General features: G+C 63.8%; 22 protein-coding genes and 1 pseudogene. 6 read left to right on the forward strand and 17 right to left on the reverse strand.

What is annotated here, in order from left to right; genetic code table 11:
• Positions 1-19: 19 nt before the first annotated feature.
• The 13 genes and pseudogenes from LJX93_RS27550 to LJX93_RS24285 all read right to left on the reverse strand — a co-directional run bounded on the left by LJX93_RS27550 (position 20) and on the right by LJX93_RS24285 (position 14,422).
• Positions 20-904: a methyl-accepting chemotaxis protein gene (locus LJX93_RS27550; protein WP_371856394.1), complete on the reverse strand. Its 885-nt coding sequence runs from the start codon at positions 902-904 to the stop codon at positions 20-22.
• A gap of 21 nt (positions 905-925) precedes the next feature.
• Positions 926-1,618, reverse strand: a pseudogene (locus tag LJX93_RS27555) (methyl-accepting chemotaxis protein); the annotation flags it as partial.
• 515 nt (positions 1,619-2,133) lie between these two features.
• Positions 2,134-3,426, reverse strand: a complete 1,293-nt coding sequence (locus LJX93_RS24235) for an adenylosuccinate synthase (protein WP_008095424.1) — start codon at positions 3,424-3,426, stop codon at positions 2,134-2,136.
• A gap of 56 nt (positions 3,427-3,482) precedes the next feature.
• Positions 3,483-4,670, reverse strand: coding sequence for an ATP phosphoribosyltransferase regulatory subunit (locus LJX93_RS24240; protein WP_033701805.1), 1,188 nt, complete (start codon positions 4,668-4,670; stop codon positions 3,483-3,485).
• A 301-nt stretch (positions 4,671-4,971) separates the two neighbouring features.
• Complete coding sequence (hflC, locus tag LJX93_RS24245; protein WP_033701806.1) at positions 4,972-5,841, reverse strand: protease modulator HflC; 870 nt, start codon at positions 5,839-5,841, stop codon at positions 4,972-4,974.
• A complete protein-coding gene (gene hflK / locus LJX93_RS24250; protein ID WP_033701807.1) occupies positions 5,841-7,022 on the reverse strand; it encodes an FtsH protease activity modulator HflK in 1,182 nt (393 codons plus the stop codon). Before hflK ends, hflC begins: the two co-directional genes overlap by 1 nt.
• A gap of 96 nt (positions 7,023-7,118) precedes the next feature.
• On the reverse strand, positions 7,119-8,420 hold the full coding sequence (hflX, locus tag LJX93_RS24255; RefSeq protein ID WP_033701809.1) for a ribosome rescue GTPase HflX: 1,302 nt from the start codon (positions 8,418-8,420) through the stop codon (positions 7,119-7,121).
• A gap of 12 nt (positions 8,421-8,432) precedes the next feature.
• Positions 8,433-8,693 carry an RNA chaperone Hfq gene (hfq, locus tag LJX93_RS24260; protein ID WP_003258160.1) on the reverse strand — a complete coding sequence of 87 codons (261 nt, stop codon included), beginning with the start codon at positions 8,691-8,693 and terminating at the stop codon, positions 8,433-8,435.
• A gap of 94 nt (positions 8,694-8,787) precedes the next feature.
• Entirely contained in the window at positions 8,788-9,759 is a 972-nt protein-coding gene (miaA, locus tag LJX93_RS24265; RefSeq protein ID WP_227697315.1) for a tRNA (adenosine(37)-N6)-dimethylallyltransferase MiaA, read from the reverse strand.
• A gap of 1 nt (position 9,760) precedes the next feature.
• A complete protein-coding gene (mutL, locus tag LJX93_RS24270; protein ID WP_033701811.1) occupies positions 9,761-11,659 on the reverse strand; it encodes a DNA mismatch repair endonuclease MutL in 1,899 nt (632 codons plus the stop codon).
• Positions 11,656-13,089, reverse strand: coding sequence for an N-acetylmuramoyl-L-alanine amidase (locus LJX93_RS24275; RefSeq protein ID WP_033701812.1), 1,434 nt, complete (start codon positions 13,087-13,089; stop codon positions 11,656-11,658). Before LJX93_RS24275 ends, mutL begins: the two co-directional genes overlap by 4 nt.
• 20 nt (positions 13,090-13,109) lie before the next feature.
• Complete coding sequence (gene tsaE, locus LJX93_RS24280) at positions 13,110-13,574, reverse strand: tRNA (adenosine(37)-N6)-threonylcarbamoyltransferase complex ATPase subunit type 1 TsaE (protein WP_033701813.1); 465 nt, start codon at positions 13,572-13,574, stop codon at positions 13,110-13,112.
• Positions 13,562-14,422 carry an NAD(P)H-hydrate dehydratase gene (locus tag LJX93_RS24285; RefSeq protein ID WP_033701814.1) on the reverse strand — a complete coding sequence of 287 codons (861 nt, stop codon included), beginning with the start codon at positions 14,420-14,422 and terminating at the stop codon, positions 13,562-13,564. Before LJX93_RS24285 ends, tsaE begins: the two co-directional genes overlap by 13 nt.
• A gap of 65 nt (positions 14,423-14,487) precedes the next feature.
• Here LJX93_RS24285 and queG point away from each other — a divergent pair, with 65 nt between their 5' ends.
• A complete protein-coding gene (queG, locus tag LJX93_RS24290) occupies positions 14,488-15,552 on the forward strand; it encodes a tRNA epoxyqueuosine(34) reductase QueG (protein WP_033701816.1) in 1,065 nt (354 codons plus the stop codon).
• Positions 15,553-15,576: 24 nt separating this feature from the next.
• Here the strand turns inward: queG and LJX93_RS24295 are convergent, their stop codons facing one another.
• Complete coding sequence (locus LJX93_RS24295; RefSeq protein WP_033701817.1) at positions 15,577-16,188, reverse strand: trimeric intracellular cation channel family protein; 612 nt, start codon at positions 16,186-16,188, stop codon at positions 15,577-15,579.
• A gap of 91 nt (positions 16,189-16,279) precedes the next feature.
• Entirely contained in the window at positions 16,280-16,822 is a 543-nt protein-coding gene (gene orn / locus LJX93_RS24300) for an oligoribonuclease (RefSeq protein WP_033701818.1), read from the reverse strand.
• Positions 16,823-16,963: 141 nt separating this feature from the next.
• Here orn and rsgA point away from each other — a divergent pair, with 141 nt between their 5' ends.
• Together rsgA and LJX93_RS24310 are read left to right on the forward strand one after the other, a co-directional pair.
• Positions 16,964-17,995: a small ribosomal subunit biogenesis GTPase RsgA gene (gene rsgA / locus LJX93_RS24305; protein WP_033701819.1), complete on the forward strand. Its 1,032-nt coding sequence runs from the start codon at positions 16,964-16,966 to the stop codon at positions 17,993-17,995.
• A gap of 122 nt (positions 17,996-18,117) precedes the next feature.
• Positions 18,118-18,597 (forward strand): molecular chaperone Tir, encoded by a 480-nt coding sequence (locus tag LJX93_RS24310; protein WP_033701820.1) that lies wholly within the window; start codon positions 18,118-18,120, stop codon positions 18,595-18,597.
• Positions 18,598-18,713: 116 nt separating this feature from the next.
• Here the strand turns inward: LJX93_RS24310 and motB are convergent, their stop codons facing one another.
• Complete coding sequence (gene motB, locus LJX93_RS24315) at positions 18,714-19,739, reverse strand: flagellar motor protein MotB (protein ID WP_033701821.1); 1,026 nt, start codon at positions 19,737-19,739, stop codon at positions 18,714-18,716.
• Between the two features lie 3 nt (positions 19,740-19,742).
• Positions 19,743-20,594, reverse strand: coding sequence for a flagellar motor stator protein MotA (motA, locus tag LJX93_RS24320; RefSeq protein WP_033701822.1), 852 nt, complete (start codon positions 20,592-20,594; stop codon positions 19,743-19,745).
• A gap of 130 nt (positions 20,595-20,724) precedes the next feature.
• On the opposite strand from motA, the gene LJX93_RS24325 reads away from it, so the two are divergent.
• From LJX93_RS24325 to asd, 3 genes are read left to right on the forward strand one after another with little or no spacing between them, the layout of a single operon-like run.
• Positions 20,725-22,260, forward strand: coding sequence for an HDOD domain-containing protein (locus LJX93_RS24325; RefSeq protein ID WP_047582298.1), 1,536 nt, complete (start codon positions 20,725-20,727; stop codon positions 22,258-22,260).
• Positions 22,261-22,304: 44 nt separating this feature from the next.
• Entirely contained in the window at positions 22,305-23,114 is an 810-nt protein-coding gene (locus LJX93_RS24330) for a rhodanese-like domain-containing protein (RefSeq protein WP_033701826.1), read from the forward strand.
• A 9-nt stretch (positions 23,115-23,123) separates the two neighbouring features.
• On the forward strand, positions 23,124-23,987 hold the full coding sequence (gene asd / locus LJX93_RS24335; RefSeq protein WP_033701827.1) for an archaetidylserine decarboxylase: 864 nt from the start codon (positions 23,124-23,126) through the stop codon (positions 23,985-23,987).
• The last annotated feature ends 23 nt before the right edge of the window (positions 23,988-24,010 follow it).

The following is a 24,010-nucleotide window of genomic DNA, read 5'->3' on the forward strand; positions in this document are numbered from 1 at the left end:
ACAAGCTCCCCCACTCATCTCAAGCCCTGAACTGCCCCAGGCTAGCCCGTAACTGCGCCGCCAGGTCATCCAGCACCTTGCTGCTGGCCGTAGTCTGCATCACCACCTCAGCCGAACGTTCAGCCTGGGCATGGATGGTCTCCACCCGCCCGCGCACCGCCTGCGCCCCATGCGCCTGCTGTTCTGCCGCGCGGGTCGCCAGCCCGATCGCCGCATGCACCTGCTCCACCGCCACCTGCACCGACTGCTGGCGGCGCTCGTTCTCGCGCAGCACCAACAACCCTTCACTGGCCTTGAGCCCCGCCTGGCTGATGGTTGCCACCGCCTCCTTGGCGCCTTTTTGCAGCGCGGCAATATGCGCCTGGATATCCCCCGTCGAGCTTTGCGTCTTGCTGGCCAGCGCACGCACCTCATCGGCCACCACGGCAAACCCACGCCCGGTCTCCCCGGCCCGCGCTGCTTCAATTGCCGCGTTCAACGCCAGCAGGTTGGTCTGTTCGGCAATGCCGTGGATCACCGTCAGTACCACCTCGATCTGCTCACTCTGCTTGGCCAGCCGTTCGATCACATGGGAGCCGGTCTCCACCTGCCCTGCCAAGCTCTCGATCAAACCGGCGAGCTGGGTCGAGGTGCGGCTGTTCTCATCCGTCGCCTGGCGGATGTCCACTACTTGCTGCAAGGCCGACTGCATGGCGTGGCTCTCGGCCTGCGCCTCATCGGCCATGCTCGACAGATCACGCAGGCTGGCAGCCACTTCATCCCGTTGCAGCGCAGCAGCGGCATCGGCGCCGGCATTGCGCTGGGCCATGGCACCAATCTCGACGCCGGTACGCTGCGCCACCTCGCCGGCTTCACGCACAATGGGCTGCAGCTTGTCGACGAAGCGGTTGACCGCCGAAGCCATGTCGCCGATCTCGTCGCGGCTGTCGAGGCTGACGCGCTTGGTCAGGTCGCCTTCGCCAGCGGCCAGATCGTTCAGGGCATCGATCAACAGGCGCAGCTTGCTGAGCACGCGGCGACCCAGCACCACCGCCACCACCAGCAACACACCAAGGCCCACCAGCACCAGGCCCAGGCCAATGCGCCAACGCAGTTCGGCAGCGGCTTCGCGCACGGTCTGCGCGGTATTGGCCTGCATGGCGGTGGCACTGCTCTGCGCCGTTTCCAGGCGTTCACGCAGGGCCTTGCCACTGTCGGCGGCGGCGCCATTGAGGCTATCACCCACCAGTTGCTCACCACTGGCGATCAAGGCAGCAAAACGCTGGTCAAGGGCCGCCAGCTCCTGATCGACGCCGGCAGTGGAAACACCCATCAGCACCTTGCCAATTTCCGCACCATTCGGGTTGATCGACGCCTCGACGAAATACACCGCCGGGTCGCGGCGCGCCGCCTCGATGACCTTGTCCAGCGCCCGCTCGCCCTGCCCCTTCTCCATCAACGCCTGGTTGATCGGGTTTTGCCGGTTGAGGTAGCGGGTCAGGTGCTGGCCCTGGGCGTCGTCGTAGACCACGAACAGCACATTGGGGTTGCGCTGGGCACGCCGGGCGAAATCGGAGAGCACCGGCACGTCGTTGTCCCAGATCGCCCGCGGCGCCACCGAGGCCAGCAGCTCGGCCATGTCGTTGGCGGAATCCTTGAGGTTCTTTTCCAGGGTCGTGCGCAGTTGCTGCTGCTCGTTCTGCAGGCGCGTGGACAACCCCGCGCTCAGACGCTGACGCGTGCTGCTGGAGAGGCTGTCGAGGCCCGAGCGCACCTCCTGCCCGGCCTGCTCCAGCTCGCTGGCAAGCTTGCGGCTGTCGGTACCCAGGCGCTCGCCAAGGTCAGCCTCCAGGGCGGTGACGGTGCTTCGGGTCAGCGCAACGGCCACCAGTACCTGCACCAAAAGGGCGATACCAAGGGCAACAAACACAGGCCGCAAAAGGCGGCTTCGTAACAGTGAGAGGATGGCAGACACGGTGTAACCCTCGTGTTTACTGGCGCCACTATTTTGATGGCATCTACAGAAACTTCTTACAGCAAGGGTTATGCCGGGAACAGCAGGGATATGCGCCAAGGTCTAGCAGCCCAGGCCTACAAACAAAAACGCCGCGATCCCTTGCGGGGTCGCGGCGTCAGATCAGCCTGGAAAGCGGATCAGGCGAACGGATGACGCAGCACGATGGTCTCGTTGCGGTCCGGGCCGGTGGAGATGATGTCGATCGGCGCGCCGGTCAGCTCCTCGATACGCTTGATGTAAGCGCGAGCAGCTTCTGGCAACTCTTCCAGGGTCTTGGCACCCAGGGTCGACTCGCTCCAGCCTGGCATCTCTTCGTACACCGGCTCCAGGCCGATGTAGCTGTCGGCATCGGAAGGCGCGTCGATGACAGCACCGTTCTCGTTCTTGTAGCCAACGCAGATGTTGATGGTTTCCAGGCCGTCCAGTACGTCCAGCTTGGTCAGGCAGATACCCGAGATGCTGTTGACGTCGATGGCGCGACGCAGGATGACGGCATCGAACCAGCCGCAGCGACGGGCACGGCCGGTGGTCGAACCGAACTCATGACCACGCTTGGCCAGGGTAGCGCCAGTCTCGTCGAACAATTCGGTCGGGAACGGGCCGGAACCGACACGGGTGGTGTAGGCCTTGGTGATACCGAGGATGTAGTCCAGGTACATCGGGCCAACGCCGGAGCCGGTCGAGATACCGCCAGCGGTGGTGTTGGAGCTGGTGACGTACGGGTAGGTACCGTGGTCGATGTCCAGCAGCGAGCCCTGGGCGCCTTCGAACATGATGTCCTTGCCGGCGCGGCGCAGGTTGTGCAGCTCGGCGGTGACGTCGAGCATCATCGGCTTGAGCTGCTCGGCGTAGGCCATGCACTCGTCCAGGGTCTGCTGGAAGTCGATGGCCGGCTCTTTGTAGTAGTTCACCAGCTGGAAGTTGTGGTAGTCCAGCAGCTCACCGAGCTTGGCGGCGAAACGCTCACGGTGGAACAGGTCACCGACGCGCAGGCCACGGCGTGCGACCTTGTCTTCGTATGCTGGGCCGATACCACGGCCGGTGGTGCCGATCTTGGCTTCGCCACGGGCTTTCTCGCGGGCCTGGTCCAGGGCCACGTGGTACGACAGGATCAGCGGCGCAGCCGGGCTGATGCGCAGGCGCTCGCGCACCGGTACGCCCTTCTCTTCCAGCTTGGTGATTTCACGCATCAGGGCATCTGGAGCAACGACCACGCCGTTGCCGATCAGGCACTGAACGCCTTCACGCAGGATGCCGGACGGAATCAGGTGCAAAACGGTTTTTTCACCGTTGATCACCAGGGTGTGGCCCGCGTTGTGGCCACCCTGGTAGCGCACTACGGCGGCAGCATGTTCGGTCAGCAGATCGACGATCTTGCCTTTGCCCTCATCACCCCACTGGGTGCCCAGGACGACGACATTCTTACCCATTACATTGGTCCTCATTCACGCAAACTTGGTTGCCGGCCTACTGCCGACGCAGAAACTCACTGGGTCAGCGGCAGAACCTGCCAGCGCCCGTCTTGCTGAATCAATTGCCGATCACAATCCGCCTCGAGAGCAGCACTCAACGGCTGGCCAGGCAAAGCCTGGACCACACGCTGGCCCTCGTTGCGCAACTGGCAGACCTGCTGCCAGAGGGCCGCGTCGCCACTGTCAGGCATCCAGATGCCGCCAGTTGGCAATACGACCTCCGCTCGCCCCAGTGTGACCAGGGTCTTCAAATCCGTGGAGAATCCGGTGGCCGGGCGTGCCCGGCCAAAATCGGCGCCGATGTCGTCATAGCGACCGCCCTGAGCGATCGATTGACCTTCGCCCGGCACGAACACAGCGAACACCACGCCGGTGTGGTAGTTGTAGCCACGCAGCTCGCCCAAGTCGAAGTACAGCGGCAGGTCCGGGTAGCGCGACGCCAGGCGATCGGCGATCGCCAGCAGGTCGTCCAGCGCTGCCAGCACGCTGGCCGGGGCACGGCCCAGGCGCACGCGGGCTTCGGCCAGCACTTCACGGCCACCACACAGCTCGACCAGGGCACGCAGCATGTTGCCCAGGTCTTTAGGCAGGTCGGCAGTCAGTGCCTGCACTTCATCGACCGACTTGCGCTGCAGAGCATCGAACAGCTGCTGCTCGACTGCACCCGACAGCCCGGCGGCACGCGCCAGGCCGCGGTAGATGCCGACATGGCCAAGGTCCATGTGCACATCCGCGACGTCGGTCAGTTGCAGCGTGGCGAGCATCAGGCTGATGACTTCGACATCGCTGGTGGGGCTGGCATCGCCGTACAGCTCGGCGCCCAGCTGGATCGGGCTGCGCGAGGTCGACAGTGCACGCGGCTGGGCGTGCAGCACGCTGCCGGCATAGCACAGGCGGCTCGGGCCTTCACGGCGCAGGGTGTGGGCGTCGATACGCGCCACCTGCGGGGTGAAGTCGGCACGGAAGCCCATCAGGCGTCCGGACTGCGGGTCGACCACCTTGAAGGTGCGCTGATCCAGGTCCTGGCCGGCGCCGGTAAGCAGCGACTCCAGGTACTCGATATGCGGGGTGACAACCAGTTCGTAGCCCCAACTCTGGAACAGGTCCAACACCTGGCGACGCGCGATCTCGATGCGCGCAGCCTCAGGTGGCAGTACTTCCTCGATGCCATCTGGCAGCAGCCAGCGGTCTACCGTTGCCATTACGCCATTTCCCCTCTGGTCCGGGCGGCCTGCCTGTGGCGAGCCGTCAGTAAAGCAGGTATCGGCGCACAGCAGCGGGCAGCACTGATCCCAGCGCAGCCACCGTACCCAATACCCTCGAATTGCCTTGCGACCTGACCAAACCGTCAACTGGCCGTGTGCCAATCAACCTTGCAGACGCAAAAAAGCCGGGAAATTTCCCGGCTGCCTCATCATACACCCCTTTTCATTCAGGATGCACCCCGCCTGGTGTTTTAGCTGCCAGGCGGGGCGTTACCCCAATGAAAACGGGCTCAGAGCATCAAGGCTTGCTCTTGTCCAGGTAGCGGAAGAACTCGTTCTTCGGGTCCAGGACCAGCACGTCGCTCTTGCTGGAGAAGCTTTCGCGGTACGCCTGCAGGCTACGGTGGAACGCATAGAAATCAGCGTCCTGGGTGTAGGCCTTGGCGTAGATGGCGGCCGCCTGGGCGTCACCGTCACCGCGGGTTTCTTCAGCTTCACGGTAGGCTTCGGCCAGCAGTACACGGCGCTGACGGTCGGCATCCGCACGGATACCCTCGGCCAGCTCGTTACCTTTGGCGCGATGCTCGCGAGCCTCACGTTCACGCTCGGTGCTCATACGGTCGAACACGCTGCGGTTGACTTCCTTCGGCAGGTCGATGGCCTTGACGCGAACGTCGACCACCTCGATACCCAGCTCCTTGTTGGCCATGCGGTTCAGCGAAGCGGTGATGTCAGCCATCAACGCGTCACGCTCACCGGATACCACTTCGTGCAGGGTACGTTTACCGAACTGGTCACGCAGGCCGCTTTCCAGACGACGCGACAGACGTTCGTCGGCGATCTGCTTGAGGCCGGACGTGGCGGTGTAGAAGCGCTCGGCATCCTTGACGCGCCACTTGGCGTAGGCGTCGACCATGACCGCTTTCTTCTCCAGGGTCAGGAACCGCTGGGTCGGAGCATCAAGGGTCATCAGACGGGCGTCGAACTTGCGCACCTGGTTCACATAAGGAACCTTCACATGCAGGCCTGGCTGGACATCCGCCTGGACCACACGGCCGAATTGCAGCAGCACGGCGCGTTCGGTCTGCGAGACGATGTAGAAGCAGTTCCAGGCCACGACGGCCAGCACCACAGCGGCGATCAGGGCGATCAGCGATCTATTGCTCATCAGCGGCTCTCCCTAGTGCGCAGCGGCTGTTGTTGCTGTTGCAGGTCCTGCGCCGCACGCGCGGCCGCATCGTTGACCGACGCAGACACGCTGCTGGTCGGTGCGGACGTGTTGCGGCTGCCTTCGACCATCTTGTCCAGCGGCAGGTAGAGCAGGTTGTTCTGCCCGTCCTTGGTTGCCACCATGACCTTGCTCGAATTGCTGTAGACCTCTTGCATGGTTTCGAGGTACAGACGTTGACGGGTCACGTCAGGTGCCTTGTGGTACTCGGTAACCAGCTTGGTGAAGCGGTCGGCCTCACCCTTGGCGCGGGCAATCACTTCGTCGCGGTAACCGTTGGCATCCTCGATGATGCGCTGGGCCTGACCACGGGCTTCCGGCACCACGCCATTGGCGTAGGACTCGGCCTGGTTGCGGGCACGCTGCTCATCTTCGCGGGCGCGGATCACGTCGTCGAAGGCTTCCTGCACTTCGCGCGGGGCTGCCGCGCTCTGTACGTTGACCTGGGTGACGGTGATACCGGTGCGGTAGTTGTCGAGGAAGCGCTGCAGGCGCTCGCGGATGTCCACGGCCATCTGCTCACGGCCTTCGGTCAGCACCTGGTCCATCGAGGTGGAACCCACCACGTGGCGCAGGGCACTGTCGGTCGCATGCTGCAGGCTCACCTCTGGCTGGTCGACGTTGAGCACGAAGTCCTGCAGGTTGGTGATCTTGTACTGGACGGTCAGCGGCACCTCGACGATGTTCTCGTCTTCGGTCAGCATTTGCCCCTGCTTGGTGTAGGCACGCTCACGCGTGACGTTTTCCAGGTACTTGCGATCGATCGGCGGGAAGTAGATGTTCAGGCCGGGACCTACTGTCTCGTAGTACTTGCCGAAGCGCAGCACAACGGCTTGCTCCTGCTCGTCCACCACGTACACGGCACTGTACAGCCAGATAGCCGCCAGCACCGCCAGGCCAATGCCCAGCAGGCCGTAGCCGCCACCCCTGCCGACATTGCGGTCACCGCCGCCACGTTTCTTGCCGCTGCCGAACATGCCGTTCAGGCTGTCCTGCAGTTTGCGGAAGGCCTCGTCCAGATCCGGCGGACCTTTCTTGTCACCACCGCCGCCACCGCCACCACGGCGGCCGCCCCAGGGATCCTGATTGTTCGAGTTGCCACCCGGCTCGTTCCAAGCCATAGCGCTCTCCATCTGATAAAGCAAAGACGCGCCCACGGCGCGCCGTCCAATGCTACAGAATGCCTGTCACTGCTGCCCGGCGACCTCGACGAGCATTTATTGCAAAGTGTGTTGCTCGACAAACACTTGCGGCTCCATGCCTTCGCGGCTGACCAGACGATTCAACTCGACCCTGGGCAGTCGCACGCTCAGCAGGCTGCGCCCTTCTTCATCATGCTCTTCACTCTGCACCGCCCCCAAGGCAAAGAATTGCGCGCGCAAGCGGGCAAAACGCTGCTCCAGGCACAGGGTGCCGACAAACAGATCATCCCCCAGCAACTCGGCAATCGCCTGGCCAACCAGCTCCAGGCCACGCCCGTCTCGTGCCGATACCCAGACCCGCTCCGGCTTGCCATCGGCATCGCGCTGGATCTGCGGCTCGACATCTTCAAGCAGGTCGAGTTTGTTATACACCTCAAGGATCGGCAAGCCTTCGGCGCCGATCTCGCCCAATACCGCCAGAACCTGTTCGATCTGCTCCATGCGGTCGGGCTCATGCGCATCGATCACATGCAGCAGCAGGTCGGAGTTGCTCGACTCTTCGAGCGTAGCCCGAAAAGCCTCGACCAGCTTGTGCGGCAGGTGGCGAATGAAGCCGACAGTGTCGGCCAGCACGATTGGCCCAAGGTCATCCAGCTCGAGCCGGCGCAAGGTCGGGTCGAGGGTGGCGAAGAGCTGGTCGGCGGCGTAGACGTCGGATTGAGTCAGGGCGTTGAACAGGGTGGACTTGCCGGCGTTGGTGTAACCCACCAGCGAGACCGACGGCAGCTCGGCGCGGCGTCGGCCGCGACGGGCCTGTTCGCGCTGGCTACGCACTTTTTCAAGGCGTGCCTTGATCTGTCGCAGGCGCACCCGCAGCAGGCGGCGGTCGGTTTCCAGCTGGGTTTCACCCGGACCGCGCAGGCCGATACCGCCTTTTTGCCGCTCAAGGTGCGTCCAGCCGCGTACCAGCCGCGTGCTCATGTGCTCGAGCTGGGCCAGTTCGACCTGCAGCTTGCCTTCATGGGTACGCGCCCGCTGGGCGAAGATATCGAGAATCAGCCCGGTGCGATCAAGCACGCGACACTCGAAGACACGTTCGAGGTTGCGCTCCTGGCTGGGCGTGAGGGTGTGATTGAAAATCACCAGGTCGACCTCATCGGCTTTGACCCGGTCGCGCAATTCTTCGACCTTGCCGCTGCCAATCAGGTATTTGGCCGTAGGCTGATGCCGTGACACGGTCACCAGCGAGACGATGTCCGCCCCGGCCGACAAAGCCAACTCCTGAAACTCCTGCGGGTCTTCGCGCGCCTCAGGGTTCTGTCCTTCCAAGTGAACGAGCAGCGCCCGCTCACCACCACCGTGGCGCTCAAAGAACAATGCAGGCTCCTATCAGGCGTTGCCTGGCTCGCTGTCACCGTGTTCGGAATCGGACGGGCTTGGCAGGCGAACCGGACGCGCAGGCACCACAGTCGAAATGGCGTGCTTGTACACCATCTGGCTGACGGTGTTCTTCAGCAGCACAACGAACTGGTCAAACGATTCGATCGAGCCCTGCAGCTTGATCCCGTTGACCAGGTAGATGGAAACCGGAACCTTTTCTTTTCTCAAAGTGTTCAAGTAAGGGTCTTGTAGCGAATGCCCTTTTGACATATGCCGCACTCCTGTAAGGATAAATAATAGAAATTCAAGAAAATCGATAAATTAGGCCGCCCCTTCGCAAGAATAGACGGCAATTAGCAGGGACTCAGCTCAATATGGAGACGCTTCCCAGGTATTTCAAGGTGCGGGACAGATTGTCGCAGGCCAGGCTGTCGAGCCAGTGGACGTCGGACCAACCGCGCAACCAGGTGAACTGTCGCTTGGCCAGCTGGCGAGTGGCAATGATACCGCGCTCTCGCATCTCATTCTCACTTAGCCTGCCATCCAGGTAGTCCCAGACCTGCCTGTACCCCACAGCCCGTATAGACGGCAACCCGGCGTGCAAGTCACTTCTGGCTCGCAGCGATCGGACCTCGTCGATGAAGCCCTGTTCCAGCATCTGCGAAAATCGTAACGCAATTCGCTGATGCAAAATGTGACGATCTGTAGGAGCAATCGCCAAACCCGCGACAGTATAGGGCAAATGTCCGTCAGCGCCTGCGTCTGCGCCGCGACTTTCCGCGTATTGACGCTGGCGATGAGCCGTCATGCTCTCGCCACTGACCCGGTAAACCTCAAGCGCACGTATCAGCCGCTGCGGGTCATTCGGATGGATGCGCGCCGCCGATTCCGGGTCCACTTCGGCCAGCTGACGGTGCAATTCGGCCAGGCCCAGTTCACGCGCCTGGGCTTCCAGCTCGGCACGCACGCTGGCGTCGGCCGGCGGCATGTCCGCCAGGCCATCGATCAAGGCTTTGTAATACAGCATGGTACCGCCGACCAGCAGCGGGATCTTGCCGCGCGCAGTGATTTCGGCCATGGCCTGCAAGGCATCGGTGCAAAAATGTGCGGCGGAGTAGCTTTCGGCCGGGTCGAGAATGTCGATCAAACGGTGTGGGTGAGCCGCAAGCAGCTCTTTGGAAGGCTTGGCGGTACCGATGTCCATCCCGCGGTAGACCAGCGCCGAATCGACACTGATCAGCTCGCAGGGCAGGGCCTTGGTCAGCTCGATGGCCAGGTCGGTCTTGCCGGCCGCCGTCGGGCCCATGAGGAATATTGCTGGGGGCTTGCCGCTCATGTCATCGACCGCGCAGGAAAAGTTTGTCCAGATCGTCCAGGCCCATTTGGGTCCAGGTCGGGCGGCCATGATTGCACTGGCCGCTGCGCTCGGTGCTTTCCATGTCGCGCAGCAGTGCGTTCATCTCGGGGATGGCCAGGCGCCGGTTGGCGCGCACGGCGCCGTGGCAGGCCATGGTGCCGAGCAATTCGTTGAGGTGCGCCTGAATGCGGTCGCTGGTGCCGTATTCCATCAGGTCGGCGAGCACATCCTGTACCAGGCGGTTGGCCTCGGCCTGCTTGAGCAACGCCGGGATCTGCCGGATCGCCAAAGTCTCGGGGCCCAGGCGCTGCAGCTCGAAGCCCAGGCGCTGGAACCACTGGGCGTGTTCCTCGGCGCAGTCAGCTTCGCGCTGGCTCATCGCTAGCGATTCGGGCACCAGCAGTGGCTGACCGCTCAAGCCTTCGCTGGCCATGGCCACCTTGAGCCGCTCGTACATGATCCGCTCATGCGCAGCGTGCATGTCCACCAGCACCAGGCCGACGGCGTTCTCGGCCAGAATATAGATGCCCTTGAGCTGGGCCAGGGCGTAGCCCAGCGGTGGAATATCACCCTGGCTTTCGGGCAGCGACGACGGCGTCTCGGCGACGTCGGCCAGCGGCTTGTAGAACTCGCGATAGACGGCTTGCGACTCGGCTGCCGGCAACGGCTGGGACGGGCGCGGGCTGTACTGGGACTGATAGCCCGCGCCACTGCCACCATTGGAAATCGAAAACTGAGGTGCCCGAGGCTGTTCGAGCACCGGCGAGGCCAGGCGCATCTCACCCTGAGGCCCGAATTCACCGGCCTGTTGGCCACTGGGGCGAACGATTTCGGCAACGGCGGCGGGCGCGGCCAACTGGTCTTCCGGGCGCACATCGGCCAGGGCACGGTGCAAGGTACCGTAAAGGAAGTCGTGCACCGAACGCCCTTCGCGAAAGCGCACTTCGTGCTTGGTCGGGTGCACGTTGACGTCGACGCCGTTAGGCTCAAGCTCCAGGAACAGCACGAAGGTCGGGTGCCGACCGTTGAACAGCACGTCCCGGTACGCCTGGCGCACAGCGTGGGCCACCAGCTTGTCGCGCACCGCCCGGCCGTTGACGAAGAAGTACTGCAGGTCGGCCTGGCTACGCGAGAAGGTCGGCAGCCCTACCCAGCCCCACAGGCGTAGGCCGTTGCGCTCGACATCGATGGGCAGCGCCTGCTCCATGAAGCCAGGCCCGCAAATGGCGCCGACCCGCCGCGCACGCGCGGTTTCATCATGGGCCTCGTGCAGGCTGAGGATGCTCTTGCCGTTGTGGCGCAGGTGGAAGCCGACATCGAAGCGGGCAAGGGCCAGGCGGCGGATGACTTCCTGCAGGTGGTCGAATTCGGTCTTCTCGGCCTTGAGGAACTTGCGCCGCGCCGGGGTGTTGAAGAACAGGTCGCGCACCTCGACCGATGTACCGACCGGGTGCGCGGCAGGCTGCACGCGCGGGGTCATGTCGCGGCCTTCGGTCTCGACCTGCCAGGCCTCGCCGGCACTGGCCGTGCGTGACGTCAGGGTCAGGCGCGCCACCGAGCTGATCGAGGCCAGGGCCTCCCCCCTGAAACCGAGGCTCAGCACGCCTTCGAGGTCTTCCAGCTCGCGGATCTTGCTGGTGGCGTGACGGGCCAGGGCCAACGGCAGGTCGTCGGCGGAGATCCCGCCGCCATCGTCGCGCACGCGCAGCAACTTGACCCCACCCTGCTCGACTTCGACATCGATGCGCCGGGCACCGGAGTCGAGGCTGTTCTCCAGCAGCTCCTTGGCCACCGAAGCCGGGCGCTCGACCACCTCCCCGGCGGCAATCTGGTTAGCCAGCCGCGGGCTTAGCAGCTGGATGCGCGAGCCACCATTCATTGCTGCGAAGCCAGGGTGGTGGCTGGCACATCGAGACGCTGGCCGACCTTCAGCTCATCGGTCTTGAGGCTGTTGGTGCTGCGCAAGCTGGCCACACTGACCTGATAGCGAACCGCAAGCATGGCCAGGGTTTCGCCAGGGCGCACGGTGTGCTCACGCGGGCCGGCAGCGATCTTGCCGGTATCACGCAGCCAGGCGATGTAGGTGCCGGGCGGCGGATTCTGCTGGAAGAACTGCCGCACGCCGGTGTGGATCGAGCGGGCCAGGGCCTGCTGGTGGCTGCGGGTAGCCAGTTTGGCCGCCTCGTTAGCGTTGGAGATAAACCCTGTTTCAACGAGGATCGACGGAATATCTGGCGACTTCAACACCATGAAGCCCGCCTGTTCCACCCGCTGCTTGTGCAGGGAAGTGACGCGGCCCATGTTGCCCAGTACCTTCTGCCCGACATTGAGGCTGGAGCTGAGGGTGGCGGTCATCGACAGGTCGAGCAACACGCCAGCCAGCATGCGGTCCTTGTCGTCGAGGCTGACGTTGCCGGCACCGCCGATCAGGTCGGAGCGGTTTTCCGTGTCGGCCAGCCAGCGCGCGGTCTCGGACGTGGCGCCACGATCGGACAGGGCGAATACCGACGCACCGAAGGCGGCCCTGGATGGCGCGGCGTCGGCGTGGATCGAGACGAACAGGTCGGCGCCCTTCTTGCGGGCGATCTCGGTGCGTTTGCGCAACGGGATGAAATAGTCACCGGTACGGGTCAGCTCGGCGCGGAAGCCCTTCTCGCTGTTGATCTGGCGCTGCAGTTCCTTGGCGATCTGCAGCACGATGTCTTTTTCGTGCTGCCCGCGCGAGCCAGAGGCGCCCGGGTCTTCACCGCCGTGACCGGCATCGATGGCGACCACGATGTCACGCTTGCCACTAGGCACCGGTGGCAGCTTGATGGCCGGTTGGGCCGGGCTCACCGGCACGGCCGGCGTGGTCGCAGGCGTTTGTACTGGCACAGGCGGTGGGGTCGGCGCGCTGGCGGCGACGGCATCGGCCTCCTGGTCGTACAGGTCGACCACCAGGCGGTTACCGTACTGGGCATTGGGCGCGAGGGTGAAGCTCTTGGGTGTGACCGACTTTTTCAGGTCGACCACCACGCGCAGGTCGGTAGGCGTGCGCTGGGCCGAACGCACGCTGCTGATCGGTGTATTGGACGTGGCCACGTTCAACGGCGCGGCCAGGGTCGCGCCATTGATGTCGATGACCAGGCGATCAGGTGCGCTGAGGGTGAAGACGCTGTGCTGCACGGGGCCAGACAGGTCGAAGACCAGCCGCGTGTTGTCCGGCGCGCGCCACAGGCGCACGCTCTTGACTTGTGTGACGGCCAGAGCCTCAACGGTCACCGTTGTCAGCAGCAGACCAACGATGGCGACCAGTGCGCGTATGCGCATACCTACCCCACTTTCTGTTTTTAGTGTTTGCCCAGTGCCACGCACCAGGCCTCGCCGCGAGCCCCCTGCGGCGAAAGGTTCAGCGAGCGTCCGCGCGCTTGGGGGCTTATGGTAATGGTCAGGTCAGGCTTTGGCAAAACGCCCGCACCCTTTTCTGGCCACTCGAACAGGCACAACGCATCGCCATCGAAGTAGTCACGAATGCCCATGTACTCCAACTCCTCCGGATCGACCAGGCGATACAGGTCGAAATGGAAAGCGCGCACGTCTCCGATCTCGTAAGGCTCGACCACGGTGAAGGTCGGGCTCTTGACTGCACCAGTATGGCCCAGGCCGCGGATCAGGCCACGCGAGAGCGTGGTCTTGCCAGCCCCCAGGTCACCTTCGAGAAAAATCACGCCGTGACCGCCGGTCACTTCGGCAAGCCGCGCACCAAACGCGACCATGGCCGCTTCATCGGCCAAAAACAAGGTTAAGCCAGACACGCAGAATGCTCCTCCAACAACTCACGAATGACCGGCGCCAGATCACTGGCTGCCAAGCCTCTACCCTTGACGCCCAGGCGCTCGCCCGCACAGGCATGCAGCCAGACACCCAGGCAGGCCGCCGGCCAGGCCGCCATGCCCTGAGCCAGCAGCGCCGCCAGCACGCCGGTGAGGACGTCGCCCAGACCAGCACCGGCCATGGCCGGGTGGCCACGGTCACAGCGCGCCAGTTGCCCACCAGGGTCGGCCACCAGGGTGCCGGCGCCCTTGAGCACGCAGACGCTGGCATAGCGGCGGGCGAGCTTGCGAGCAGCGCCCGGTCGGTCGGCCTGAACGGCCTCGGTGGAAATCCCCAGCAACCGCGCCGCCTCCCCAGGGTGCGGGGTCAGGATGCTGCCACTGGGCAGGGCCAGCGGCGTGCGCGCCAGCAAGTTCAACGCATCGGCATCCCACACCTGCGGGCGCGCGGCATTGGCCACTGCCGACAGCAGGCTGCGGCCCCATGCGCCCTGCCCCAGCCCCGGGCCGACCACCAGCACCGAGGCGCGCTCCAGCACGCCCATCAACTGATTGGCCGAACTCACGCCCAGGCACATGGTTTCTGGCAGGCGGGCCAGGCTCGCACCGACATGTTCCGGCCGCGTTGCCACGCTGACCAGGCCCGCGCCACAGCGCAGCGCCGCCTCGGCACTGAGCAGCACCGCGCCGCCGGTACCGAGGTCGCCACCGACCACCAGCACATGGCCAAAGTCACCTTTATGGGCATGCGCCTGCCTTGCCGGCAGGTGCGCGACGGTCACGCTACTGAGCAGTTGCGGGGCACTACCTGGGTGTTTGGTCTGGGGCATGGGGTCAAAGGCTCCAATGTCTGGCAGAATTATACGCACCTGAGCCCGTATTGCCTTGCCCATCCATGTCCGCTTGCACACTTGACCTCGCCGCACTGGCCCAATCGATCAAGAATTGGGGCCGAGAACTCGGTTTTGCCCACGTCGGCATCGCCGGTGTGGACCTTGGCGAGCACGAACAGCACCTGCAACGCTGGCTCGACGCTGGCTACCAGGGCGAAATGGAGTACCTGGCCGCTCACGACGGCAAGCGTGCCCACCCTGACCAGTTGATCCCCGGCACGGTACGGGTGGTGTCGCTGCGCATGGACTACTTGCCAGGCGACACGCAGATGGCGCAACGCCTGGCCCAGCCAGAAAAGGCCTACGTATCGCGCTACGCCCTTGGCCGCGACTACCACAAGCTGGTGCGCAAACGCGTGCAGCACCTGGCCGATCGCATCCAGGAAGACATTGGCCCGTTCGGTTACCGGGCGTTCGTCGACAGCGCCCCGGTGCTGGAAAAGGCGATTGCCGAGCAAGCTGGGCTGGGTTGGATCGGCAAGAACACCCTGCTGCTCAATCGCAAGGCCGGTAGCTACTTCTTCCTTGCCGAGCTGTTCGTCGACCTGCCGCTGCCGGTGGACGAAGCACATACCAGCGAGCACTGCGGGCGCTGCCAGGCGTGCCTGGACATCTGCCCGACCCAGGCCTTTGTCGGCCCCTATGTGCTGGATGCCAGGCGCTGCATCTCGTACCTGACCATCGAGCTGAAGGGTGCGATTCCCGTCGAGTTGCGTTCGATGATGGGCAATCGAGTGTTCGGCTGCGATGACTGCCAGATCGTCTGCCCGTGGAACCGCTTTGCCCGGCCCACCCAGGAGAGTGACTTCCAACCCCGGCATGGGCTGGAGAATGCCGAGTTGGCCGAGATGTTCCTGTGGGATGAAAAGACTTTTTTGCGCAAGACCGAAGGCGGGCCATTGCGGCGGGCGGGGTATGAACGCTGGCTGCGAAACCTGGCGGTGGGGTTGGGCAATGCCCCTTCGACGATTCCGGTGCTGGAGGCCTTGAAGGCCCGACGGGATGACCCGTCGGCACTGGTGCGTGAGCATGTCGAGTGGGCGCTGGCGCGTCACGGACAGGTGTAGGCGGGGTCAGGCGGGCGAGGCCCCTCACTGCTGGTCGTTGTAATGAAACTTGGGCATTTCCCAATGAAACCTGATCGCCAGCAAACGCAGCAGAAACCCGCCAAACAAGGTCAGCAACGTCGCCTGCTCCGCCGGCAGCTGAAAGTGCACGCAGCCCAGATAGAACCATGCCGCCGCAAACGACACGCTGGCATACAGCTCCCGGCGGAACACCAGCGGGATGTCGTTACAGAAGATATCGCGCAAGATCCCACCGAATACCCCGGTGATTACCCCGCTGATCGACGCCACCAGCATGCCCTGCCCCATCTCCAGCGCCGTCATGCAACCGATCAAGGTAAACGCCACCAACCCCAGGGCATCGAGCACCAGGAACAATGAACGCAGGCGGCGCATCATCGGTGCGATGAAAATCGTCAGCAGTGCCGCACAGCTGGTCAGTACCAGGTACTCCGGGTGCTTGACCCAGGTCAGCGGGTAGTGCCCAAGCAGCACGTCACGCACCGAGCCACCGCCCAGGGCGGTGACGCAGGCAATCAGCACCACGCCAAACCAGTCCATGCCGCGGCGGCCGGCAGACAAGGCACCGGTCATGGCTTCAGCGGTGATGGCAATGAGGTAGAGCATCAACAACATGGTGCGAGTCCGTGCGAGAAAGGCGCGCAGTCTAACCAGTTGCCCGAGGCACCAAAAGAGGGCGCAGACACAATATCTGCGCCCTTTCAGCTCACACCTTGATGAAGTGCTCGCGGTAGTGGCGCAACTCGGCGATCGACTCGCGGATATCGTCCAGCGCCAGGTGGGTGCCGCCCTTCTTGAAGCTGTCGCGAACATTCGGCGCCCAGCGTGCGGCCAGCTCCTTGAGGGTCGAGACGTCGAGGTTGCGGTAATGGAAGTAGTTTTCCAGGTTGCGCATATGGCGATAAAGGAAACGGCGGTCCTGGCAGATGCTGTTGCCGCAGATGGGCGACTTGCCTTTGGGCACCCACTGCTCGAGGAAGGCGATCGTCTGCGCCTCGGCCTCGGCCATGCTGACGCGGCTTTCGCGCACACGCTGGGTCAGGCCCGAGCCGCCGTGGGTACGGGTGTTCCACTCGTCCATGCGCGCCAGCACTTCGTCACTGTGGTGAATGGCGATCACCGGGCCTTCGGCCAGGGTGTTCAGATCGCTGTCGGTGACAATCGTGGCCATCTCGATGATGACGTCGCTGTCCGGATCCAGGCCGGTCATTTCCAGGTCGATCCAGATCAGGTTCTGTGGGTTGTGCATGCAGGGGCTCCTCGTATAGGCCGTCATAGTAGCCTAGCGGGGGCGGCCGGCGCATGCGCGGCGCAAAGGTAAGCCCAATGGTCGAGCGCCCGGCGTGCTAAACTGCCTGCCGTTTTCAATCTGTCCCAGCACGGAACCTTCATGGCCAAACGCCAGCTCAATCGTCGCCAAAACTGGCGTATCGAAAAAATCCAGAACGAGCGCGCCGCTCGCGCCGCCAAACGCGAGCAGCACACGCTGCATGAACTGGAGGGCGGCGACCTGGGGCCAGAACAACTGGGCCTGGTGATTGCCCACTTTGGTGTGCAGGTCGAGGTCGAGGCCCAGGACGGCGATACGGCCGGCCAGGTGTTCCGTTGCCACCTGCGGGCCAACCTGCCTGCACTGGTCACAGGCGACCGTGTGGTCTGGCGTGCAGGTAACCAAGGCATCGGCGTGATCGTCGCGCAGATGCCGCGCAGCACCGAACTGTGCCGGCCGAACAACCACGGCCAGCTCAAGCCGGTGGCGGCCAACGTCGACCTGATCGTGATCGTCTTCGCGCCAGCGCCCGAGCCACACCCGAACCTGATCGACCGCTACCTGGTAGCCGCCGAGCATGCCGGCATCCGTCCGCTGCTGCTGCTGAACAAGGCCGACCTGATCAACGACGAGAACGGCCCGGCCCTGCATGCGCTGCTCGAAGTCTATCGCGACCTCGGCTACCCCTTGCTGGAGGTTTCAGCCCACCAGGGTGATGGCATGCAACGCCTGCAGCAGATGCTGGACGGGCACATCAGCGTATTCGTCGGCCAGTCGGGCGTGGGCAAGTCGTCCCTGGTCAACAGCCTGCTGCCTGCCGCCGACACCCGCGTCGGTGACCTGTCCGAGTGGTCGGGCCAGGGCACGCACACCACCACTACCGCGCGCCTGTACCACTTCCCCAACGGCGGCGACCTGATCGACTCGCCGGGCATTCGCGAATTTGGCCTGGGCCATGTCAGCCGCGATGACGTGGAAGACGGTTTCATCGAGTTTCGCGACCTGTTCGGCACCTGCCGCTTCCGCGATTGCAAACATGACCGCGAGCCAGGCTGCGCACTGCTCCAGGCCTTGGACGATGGCCGTATCAAGCAGCAGCGCATGAACAGCTACCGCTCGATCATCGCCAGCCTGCCGGAAGACAGCTACTGATTAGCCTTTATTGTAGGAAGTATTACCGGGGCATGTAGGACTGCTCCGGTTTTACCGTCATCTATTGCCCCTTCTACTGCTTTCGCTGATGGTCATGCCTTCTATCAGGGAGGGCAACCGCCATGCCGGTTCTTATCAGCTACCGCCACGAAGAGCGGCTCGATGCGTTCATCCTCAATGAGCGCCTGCTGCTCGAAGGCATCGCCACCCAAGTGGTACAGCTTGACAGCGAAGGGCATACCCGCGATGACCTGCATGGCAGTTTTTGCCAGCAGATGAGCGATGCTACTCATTGGGTCGGGGTGCTGCCCGCCGACGCTGCCGAAGACTGGTGGACTGCTTGGCTGCTTGGGGCTGCGGCAATGGCCTGCCGGCGGATCAGCTTCTATCGCAAAGGGCCCGCGCCACTACCGGAATGCCTGGGCAGGTGGCCGTGCATGCGTGAGCGGGCGCATATCGACCTGTTCGTGCGGGCCTATCATGACGAGCGCACGTTCGAGCGGGCCATGACACTGCCGCCAGGGCGAGGGTTGGGTGCTGACAGGGATAATGCCGATTTCTTTCATGCCGATCTCAAGGCCAAGATCCGCCGAGGGTTTTGAGGGCCATGTGATGGCTGGCACCGGCTTCGCCGGTGCTCGCGGGGCAAGCCCGCCCCCACAGAGGCACAGCTATCAATGCGATAACTGTTTGTCTATCGGAGCGGCTGCGCGAGGGGTTACTGCTCTTTGGCGTCGTCCAGCTTCAGCGCCCCATCTTCGAAGATGTTCAGCTTCTCGCGCAGCTCACGCGGCTGCATCGGTGCCTGCTCGGCCTCTGGTACAGCCGGGGCCGAGGCGCCCGGTGCGGTGTCGGCAGGTGCTGCTGGCTCGGCCGGCGGCGTTTCGGGCGCTGCCTGTTCACCCTCGATGTTGCGCTGGGCCTTCTTGGTCAGCACGATGATGTCGATGCGCCGGTTGACCGGGTTGAACGGGTCCTTGCGGTCGAACAACGACGACGAGGCGTAACCCACCACCCGGGCCACTTGCTCGTCCGGATAGCCGCCAGCGACCAGCGCGCGCCGCGCCGCGTTGGCACGGTTGGCCGACAGTTCCCAGTTGCCGAACTCACCGGTGCCAGCAAACGGCTTGGCATCAGTGTGGCCACTGATGCTGATCTTGTTCGGCACCGCCTTGATGGTGTCGGCCATGGCCAGCAGGATGTCCTCGAAATACGGCTGCAAGCGCGCACTGCCGATGTCGAACATCGGCCGGTTCTCGGCATCCATGATCTGGATACGCAAGCCGTCCTGAGTGATCTCGAACAGAATCTGGTCCTTGAACTTCTGCAGTTGCGGGTTTTCCTCGACCTTGTTCTGCAGCTCCTGCAGCAACAACTCGAGGCGCTCGCGTTCGACCTGCTCGGCCATGGTCTCGACCTGGTCCTTGCTCAGCTGAACGCTGGATTCAGGCGTCGGTTCGGACTTCACTTCAGGGTTGATAGTCTTCTCCGGTGCCATCTCGGGCGAACCGCCCAGGTCGATGACGTAGGGCGTGCCACTCTCGGAAAAGCCGATCGGGTCCTTGAAATAGCCGGCAATGGCGATCTTCTGCTCAGGCGTGGCTGTGGACAACAGCCAGAGCACCAGGAAAAACGCCATCATCGCCGTGGCGAAGTCGGCAAAGGCGATTTTCCAGGCGCCGCCATGGTGGCCGCCGCCGAAGCGCTTGACGCGCTTGATGATTATCGGCTGATTGTTCTCCATGACTCAGCGACCGCGAACCGCTTGTTCCAGCTCGGCAAAACTTGGGCGATGCTTGGGGTAAAGCACCTTGCGACCGAACTCGACAGCCAGGGACGGTGGCATGCCCGAGGCCGACGCGACCAGCGAGGCCTTGATCGACTCGTACAGGTTGATCTCTTCCTTGGCATCGTGCTCCAGGCACTTGGCCAACGGGCCGAAGAAGCCATAGGCCGCCAGGATACCGAAGAAGGTACCGACCAGTGCCGCACCCACGTGCATGCCGATGGCCGCCTGGTCGCCCTCGCCGAGCGAGGCCATGGTCACCACGATGCCGAGTACCGCCGCAACGATACCGAAGCCCGGCATGCCGTCGGCAATGCCGTTCACCGCATGGGAGGGGTGTTCGAGCTCTTCCTTCATGCTCAGCAGCTCCATGTCGAACAAGCCTTCGAGCTCGTGCGGGGCCATGTTGCCGGTGGACATGATGCGCAAGTAGTCGCAGACGAACGCGGTCATGCGCTCATCAGCCAGTACGGTGGGGTACTTGGCGAAGATGGGGCTGGCCGCGGCGTCCTCGATATCACTCTCGATGGCCATCATGCCTTCACGACGGCTCTTGTTGAGGATCTCGTACACCAGGCCCAGCACCTCCAGGTAATAGGCGTGGGTGAAGCGCGAGCCGAACATCTTCATCGACTTCTTGATGACGTGCATAGTCATGTGGCCAGGGTTGGCCTGCAAGAATGCACCGAAGGCCGCACCGCCGATGATCAGTACTTCGAACGGCTGGATCAGCGCCGCGATCTTGCCGTGGGAGAGCACGTATCCGCCGAGCACGCTCGCGAATACGACGATGATGCCGATAATTTTAGCCATAGGTTCAAAGCACTTGCTGTCGTGGTCAGGGTGAGAGACGGGAGCTTTAAAACTCTTCTTCTACTTATCGGCAGAACTGCGCCAGACTATAGCCACTCAAAGCGAAAAGCCAGTTCGGACTGATGTCAAAATGCCAATTGAAACCAAGGTGCCCGCTCAGCCGCCACGTACGTTAGAGGCCTGGGTAAAGCTGCTGGAGAGTGTTCGCATACCTGTGCCGAAACAGAGTTACGACCGGGTATTGGCGGCCATAAACGACAGCCGCCGCTCCCTGCGCGATATCGCCGAACTGATGCAGGATAGCCCGGCACTGGTGCTTTCGGTCATGCGTGAGGCCAATCACCCGGCCAACGCCAGCCAGGCCGAGCCCGCCGAGAGCCTGGAAATTGCCCTGAACCGGCTGGGCCTGACGCGTATCGAGCAGTTGCTCAAGCGCCTGCCCTCGCTGCCAGCCGACGAGGTCCCGCCGGTACTGGGCCAGTTCCAGCTGATCAGCCAGCACGCCTCGCAGCAGGCCAGCGGCCTGTTCGCCAGCCGCCTGGCGCGCTTGTGGCAAGAAATCCACTGGGGCAGCCTGCTGTTCCTCGCCCCACTCTGGCCGCTGGCACTGGCCTACCCGAAGCTGCTCGACACCTGGGAGCTGCGGGTTATCCACAAGGGTGAGAAAGCCGCCGAGGTGGAGCAGGAACTGTTCGGTGTGCGCATCATGGCGCTGTGCCAGACCATGGCCGAGTACTGGCGCCTGCCGCAATGGGTGACCCAGGGCTACCGCATGCTGCTGGATGAACGCGAGCAACTGGCGCAGGTGTTCAACATTGCCCGCGATCAGGACGTGCTGAGCCAGCAACACCGCCTGGATGAGGAGCCCGGCCTGCGCCGCTGGTTCAACCAGCCGGCCAATACCGCGCTGCTGGCCAACGGCCTGGCCCTGGCGGCGCAGGTGGGCTGGGACAACCCGCACCTGCTGCGCTGGCAGTTGCTGACCGCGCTGTACCTGCAGACGTCGCTGGATGACGTGCAGCAGCAGGTTCACCAACAAGCGGCGGCCAGCGCCCGGCGCCATGCCCACCAGGCACTGTTCCACCCGGCCGAAGCGCTGATCTGGCCCTGGCAGCAACGCCGCCCGCACCCAGGCATGCTGGCGCCACCGCCGCCCAGCAGTGAAGAACTGAACCGCTGGCGCACGCTGTGCCAGGACCTGCTGGCGCAGCCAAGCCCGTTCACCAATACCGTGCACCTGGCCACCCAGGCCCGCGAGGCCCTGCTGGCCTGCGGCATGCAGCGCATCATGCTGCTGACCCTAGACAAGGCGACCGACTACCTGCGCGTACAGCAGACCGCCGGCCTGCCCAAGGAAGCCGCTGCCATGGCCTTGCAAGTGCCGCAAAGCAAGCTGCTGCAAAAACTGATGAGCAAGGCCGGGCAACTGCGCCTGACCCCGGAAAACCACGGCCAGTTCTCGGCCCTGCTGCCTGCACCGCTGCGCGCGCTCTTTCGGAGCGAGCACCTGCTGCTGCGCTCGCTGGCAGTCAACGACCAGGTCATGATGCTGGCGGTGGCCGACCAAGGCGGCAACCCTCTGGCCGATATCAGCGTGCAAGCCTTTGGTAAAACCGCGCAATGCATCGAGCGCGCGCTGTCCGTGTTTGCCAACCGCAAGGGCTGAGCCTTGCGCTACAATCGCCCCTCTTTCCACACTGGAGACCGTGGATGACTGACTTTTCCGGCCTGCCCCTGGTGATCGAAGCCGCGGATCTCTTGCCGCGCCTGGGTTCGCCGCACTTGATCCTGGTCGACTTGAGCAGCGCGAACCGTTATGTCAGCGGGCACGTCCCCGGCGCCCGCTTCGTCGAAGGCAAGCGCACTCAGCTGGGCCTGCCACCAGCGCCGGGCCTGCTGCCGGCACTGGCCGACCTGGAAAAACTGTTCAGCGAGCTCGGTCATCGCGACGATGCCGTCTACGTGGTCTATGACGATGAAGGCGGCGGCTGGGCCGGGCGCTTCATCTGGTTGCTCGACGTGATCGGCCACAAGGCCTACCACTACCTCAATGGCGGCATTCAGGCCTGGCCGGCGGACACGCTCTCCACCGACGTGCCGGCCAGCGGCAATGCCACCGTGCGCCTGCAGGTGCACAGTGAGCCAACGGCCACCCGCGAATACCTGCAAAGCCGCCTGGGCGCCGATGACCTGGTCATCTGGGACGCCCGCGGCCCGCTGGAGTACAGCGGCGAGAAGGTGCTGGCAGCCAAAGGCGGCCACATCCCCGGCGCGGTCAACTTCGAGTGGACGGCCGGCATGGACCTCAACGACCACTTGCGCATCCGCAACGACATCGCCGAAGTCCTGCAAAAGCTGGGCATCACGCCCGACAAGGAAGTGATCACCCATTGTCAGAGCCACCGCCGCTCCGGTTTCACCTACCTGGTGGCCAAAGCCCTCGGTTACCCACGCGTCAAGGCCTACGCTGGCTCGTGGAGCGAATGGGGCAACCACCCGGACACGCCTGTTGAAGTTTAAGGAACCTGCATGAAATCCCGTTTGTTCATCATCAGCCAGTACCTGCTGCCGCACCACCTGCTGTCGCGGCTGGCCGGCTGCATTGCCGAGTGCCGTGCACGCTGGTTCAAAAACGCCTTCACCGCCTGGTTTGCCAAGCGCTACCAGGTGAACATGTCCGAGGCCCTGGTCGAGGACTTGAGCGCTTACGAACACTTCAACGCGTTCTTCACCCGTGCCTTGAAGCCCGGCGCCCGTCCGCTGGACGAAACCCCCGGCGCCATCCTGTGCCCAGCCGACGGTGCTGTCAGCCAGCTTGGCCCGATCGAGCACGGCCGCATCTTCCAGGCCAAGGGCCACGGCTACAGCGCCCTGGAGCTGCTGGGTGGCGACCCGGCCCTGGCCGCGCCGTTCATGGGCGGCGAATTCGCCACCATTTACCTGTCGCCGAAGGATTACCACCGCGTGCACATGCCGCTGGCCGGCACCCTGCGCGAGATGGTGTACGTACCGGGCCGCCTGTTCTCGGTGAACCAGACCACGGCCGAAAACGTGCCCGAGCTGTTTGCCCGTAACGAGCGCGTCGTCTGCCTGTTCGACACCGAACGCGGCCCGATGGCCGTGGTGCTGGTAGGTGCGATGATCGTTGCTTCGATCGAGACGGTCTGGGCCGGCCTGGTAACGCCGCCCAAGCGTGAGTTGAAGACCTTCCGTTACGACGAAGCCAGCCGTGCGCCGATCCACCTGGAAAAAGGTGCCGAGCTGGGCCGCTTCAAACTGGGCTCGACCGCCATCGTGCTGTTCGGGCCAGAGCAGGTGAAGTGGGCTGAAAGCCTGGGTGCGGGGTCGGCAGTGCGCATGGGCCAGCAGTTGGCAGCGCCTGCGCAGGCTTGATCACCTTGTAGAAGCTGGGGCTG

Origin of the sequence: Pseudomonas sp. HN2-3, assembly GCF_020691745.1 — a bacterium.
Classification (GTDB): domain Bacteria; phylum Pseudomonadota; class Gammaproteobacteria; order Pseudomonadales; family Pseudomonadaceae; genus Aquipseudomonas; species Aquipseudomonas capeferrum.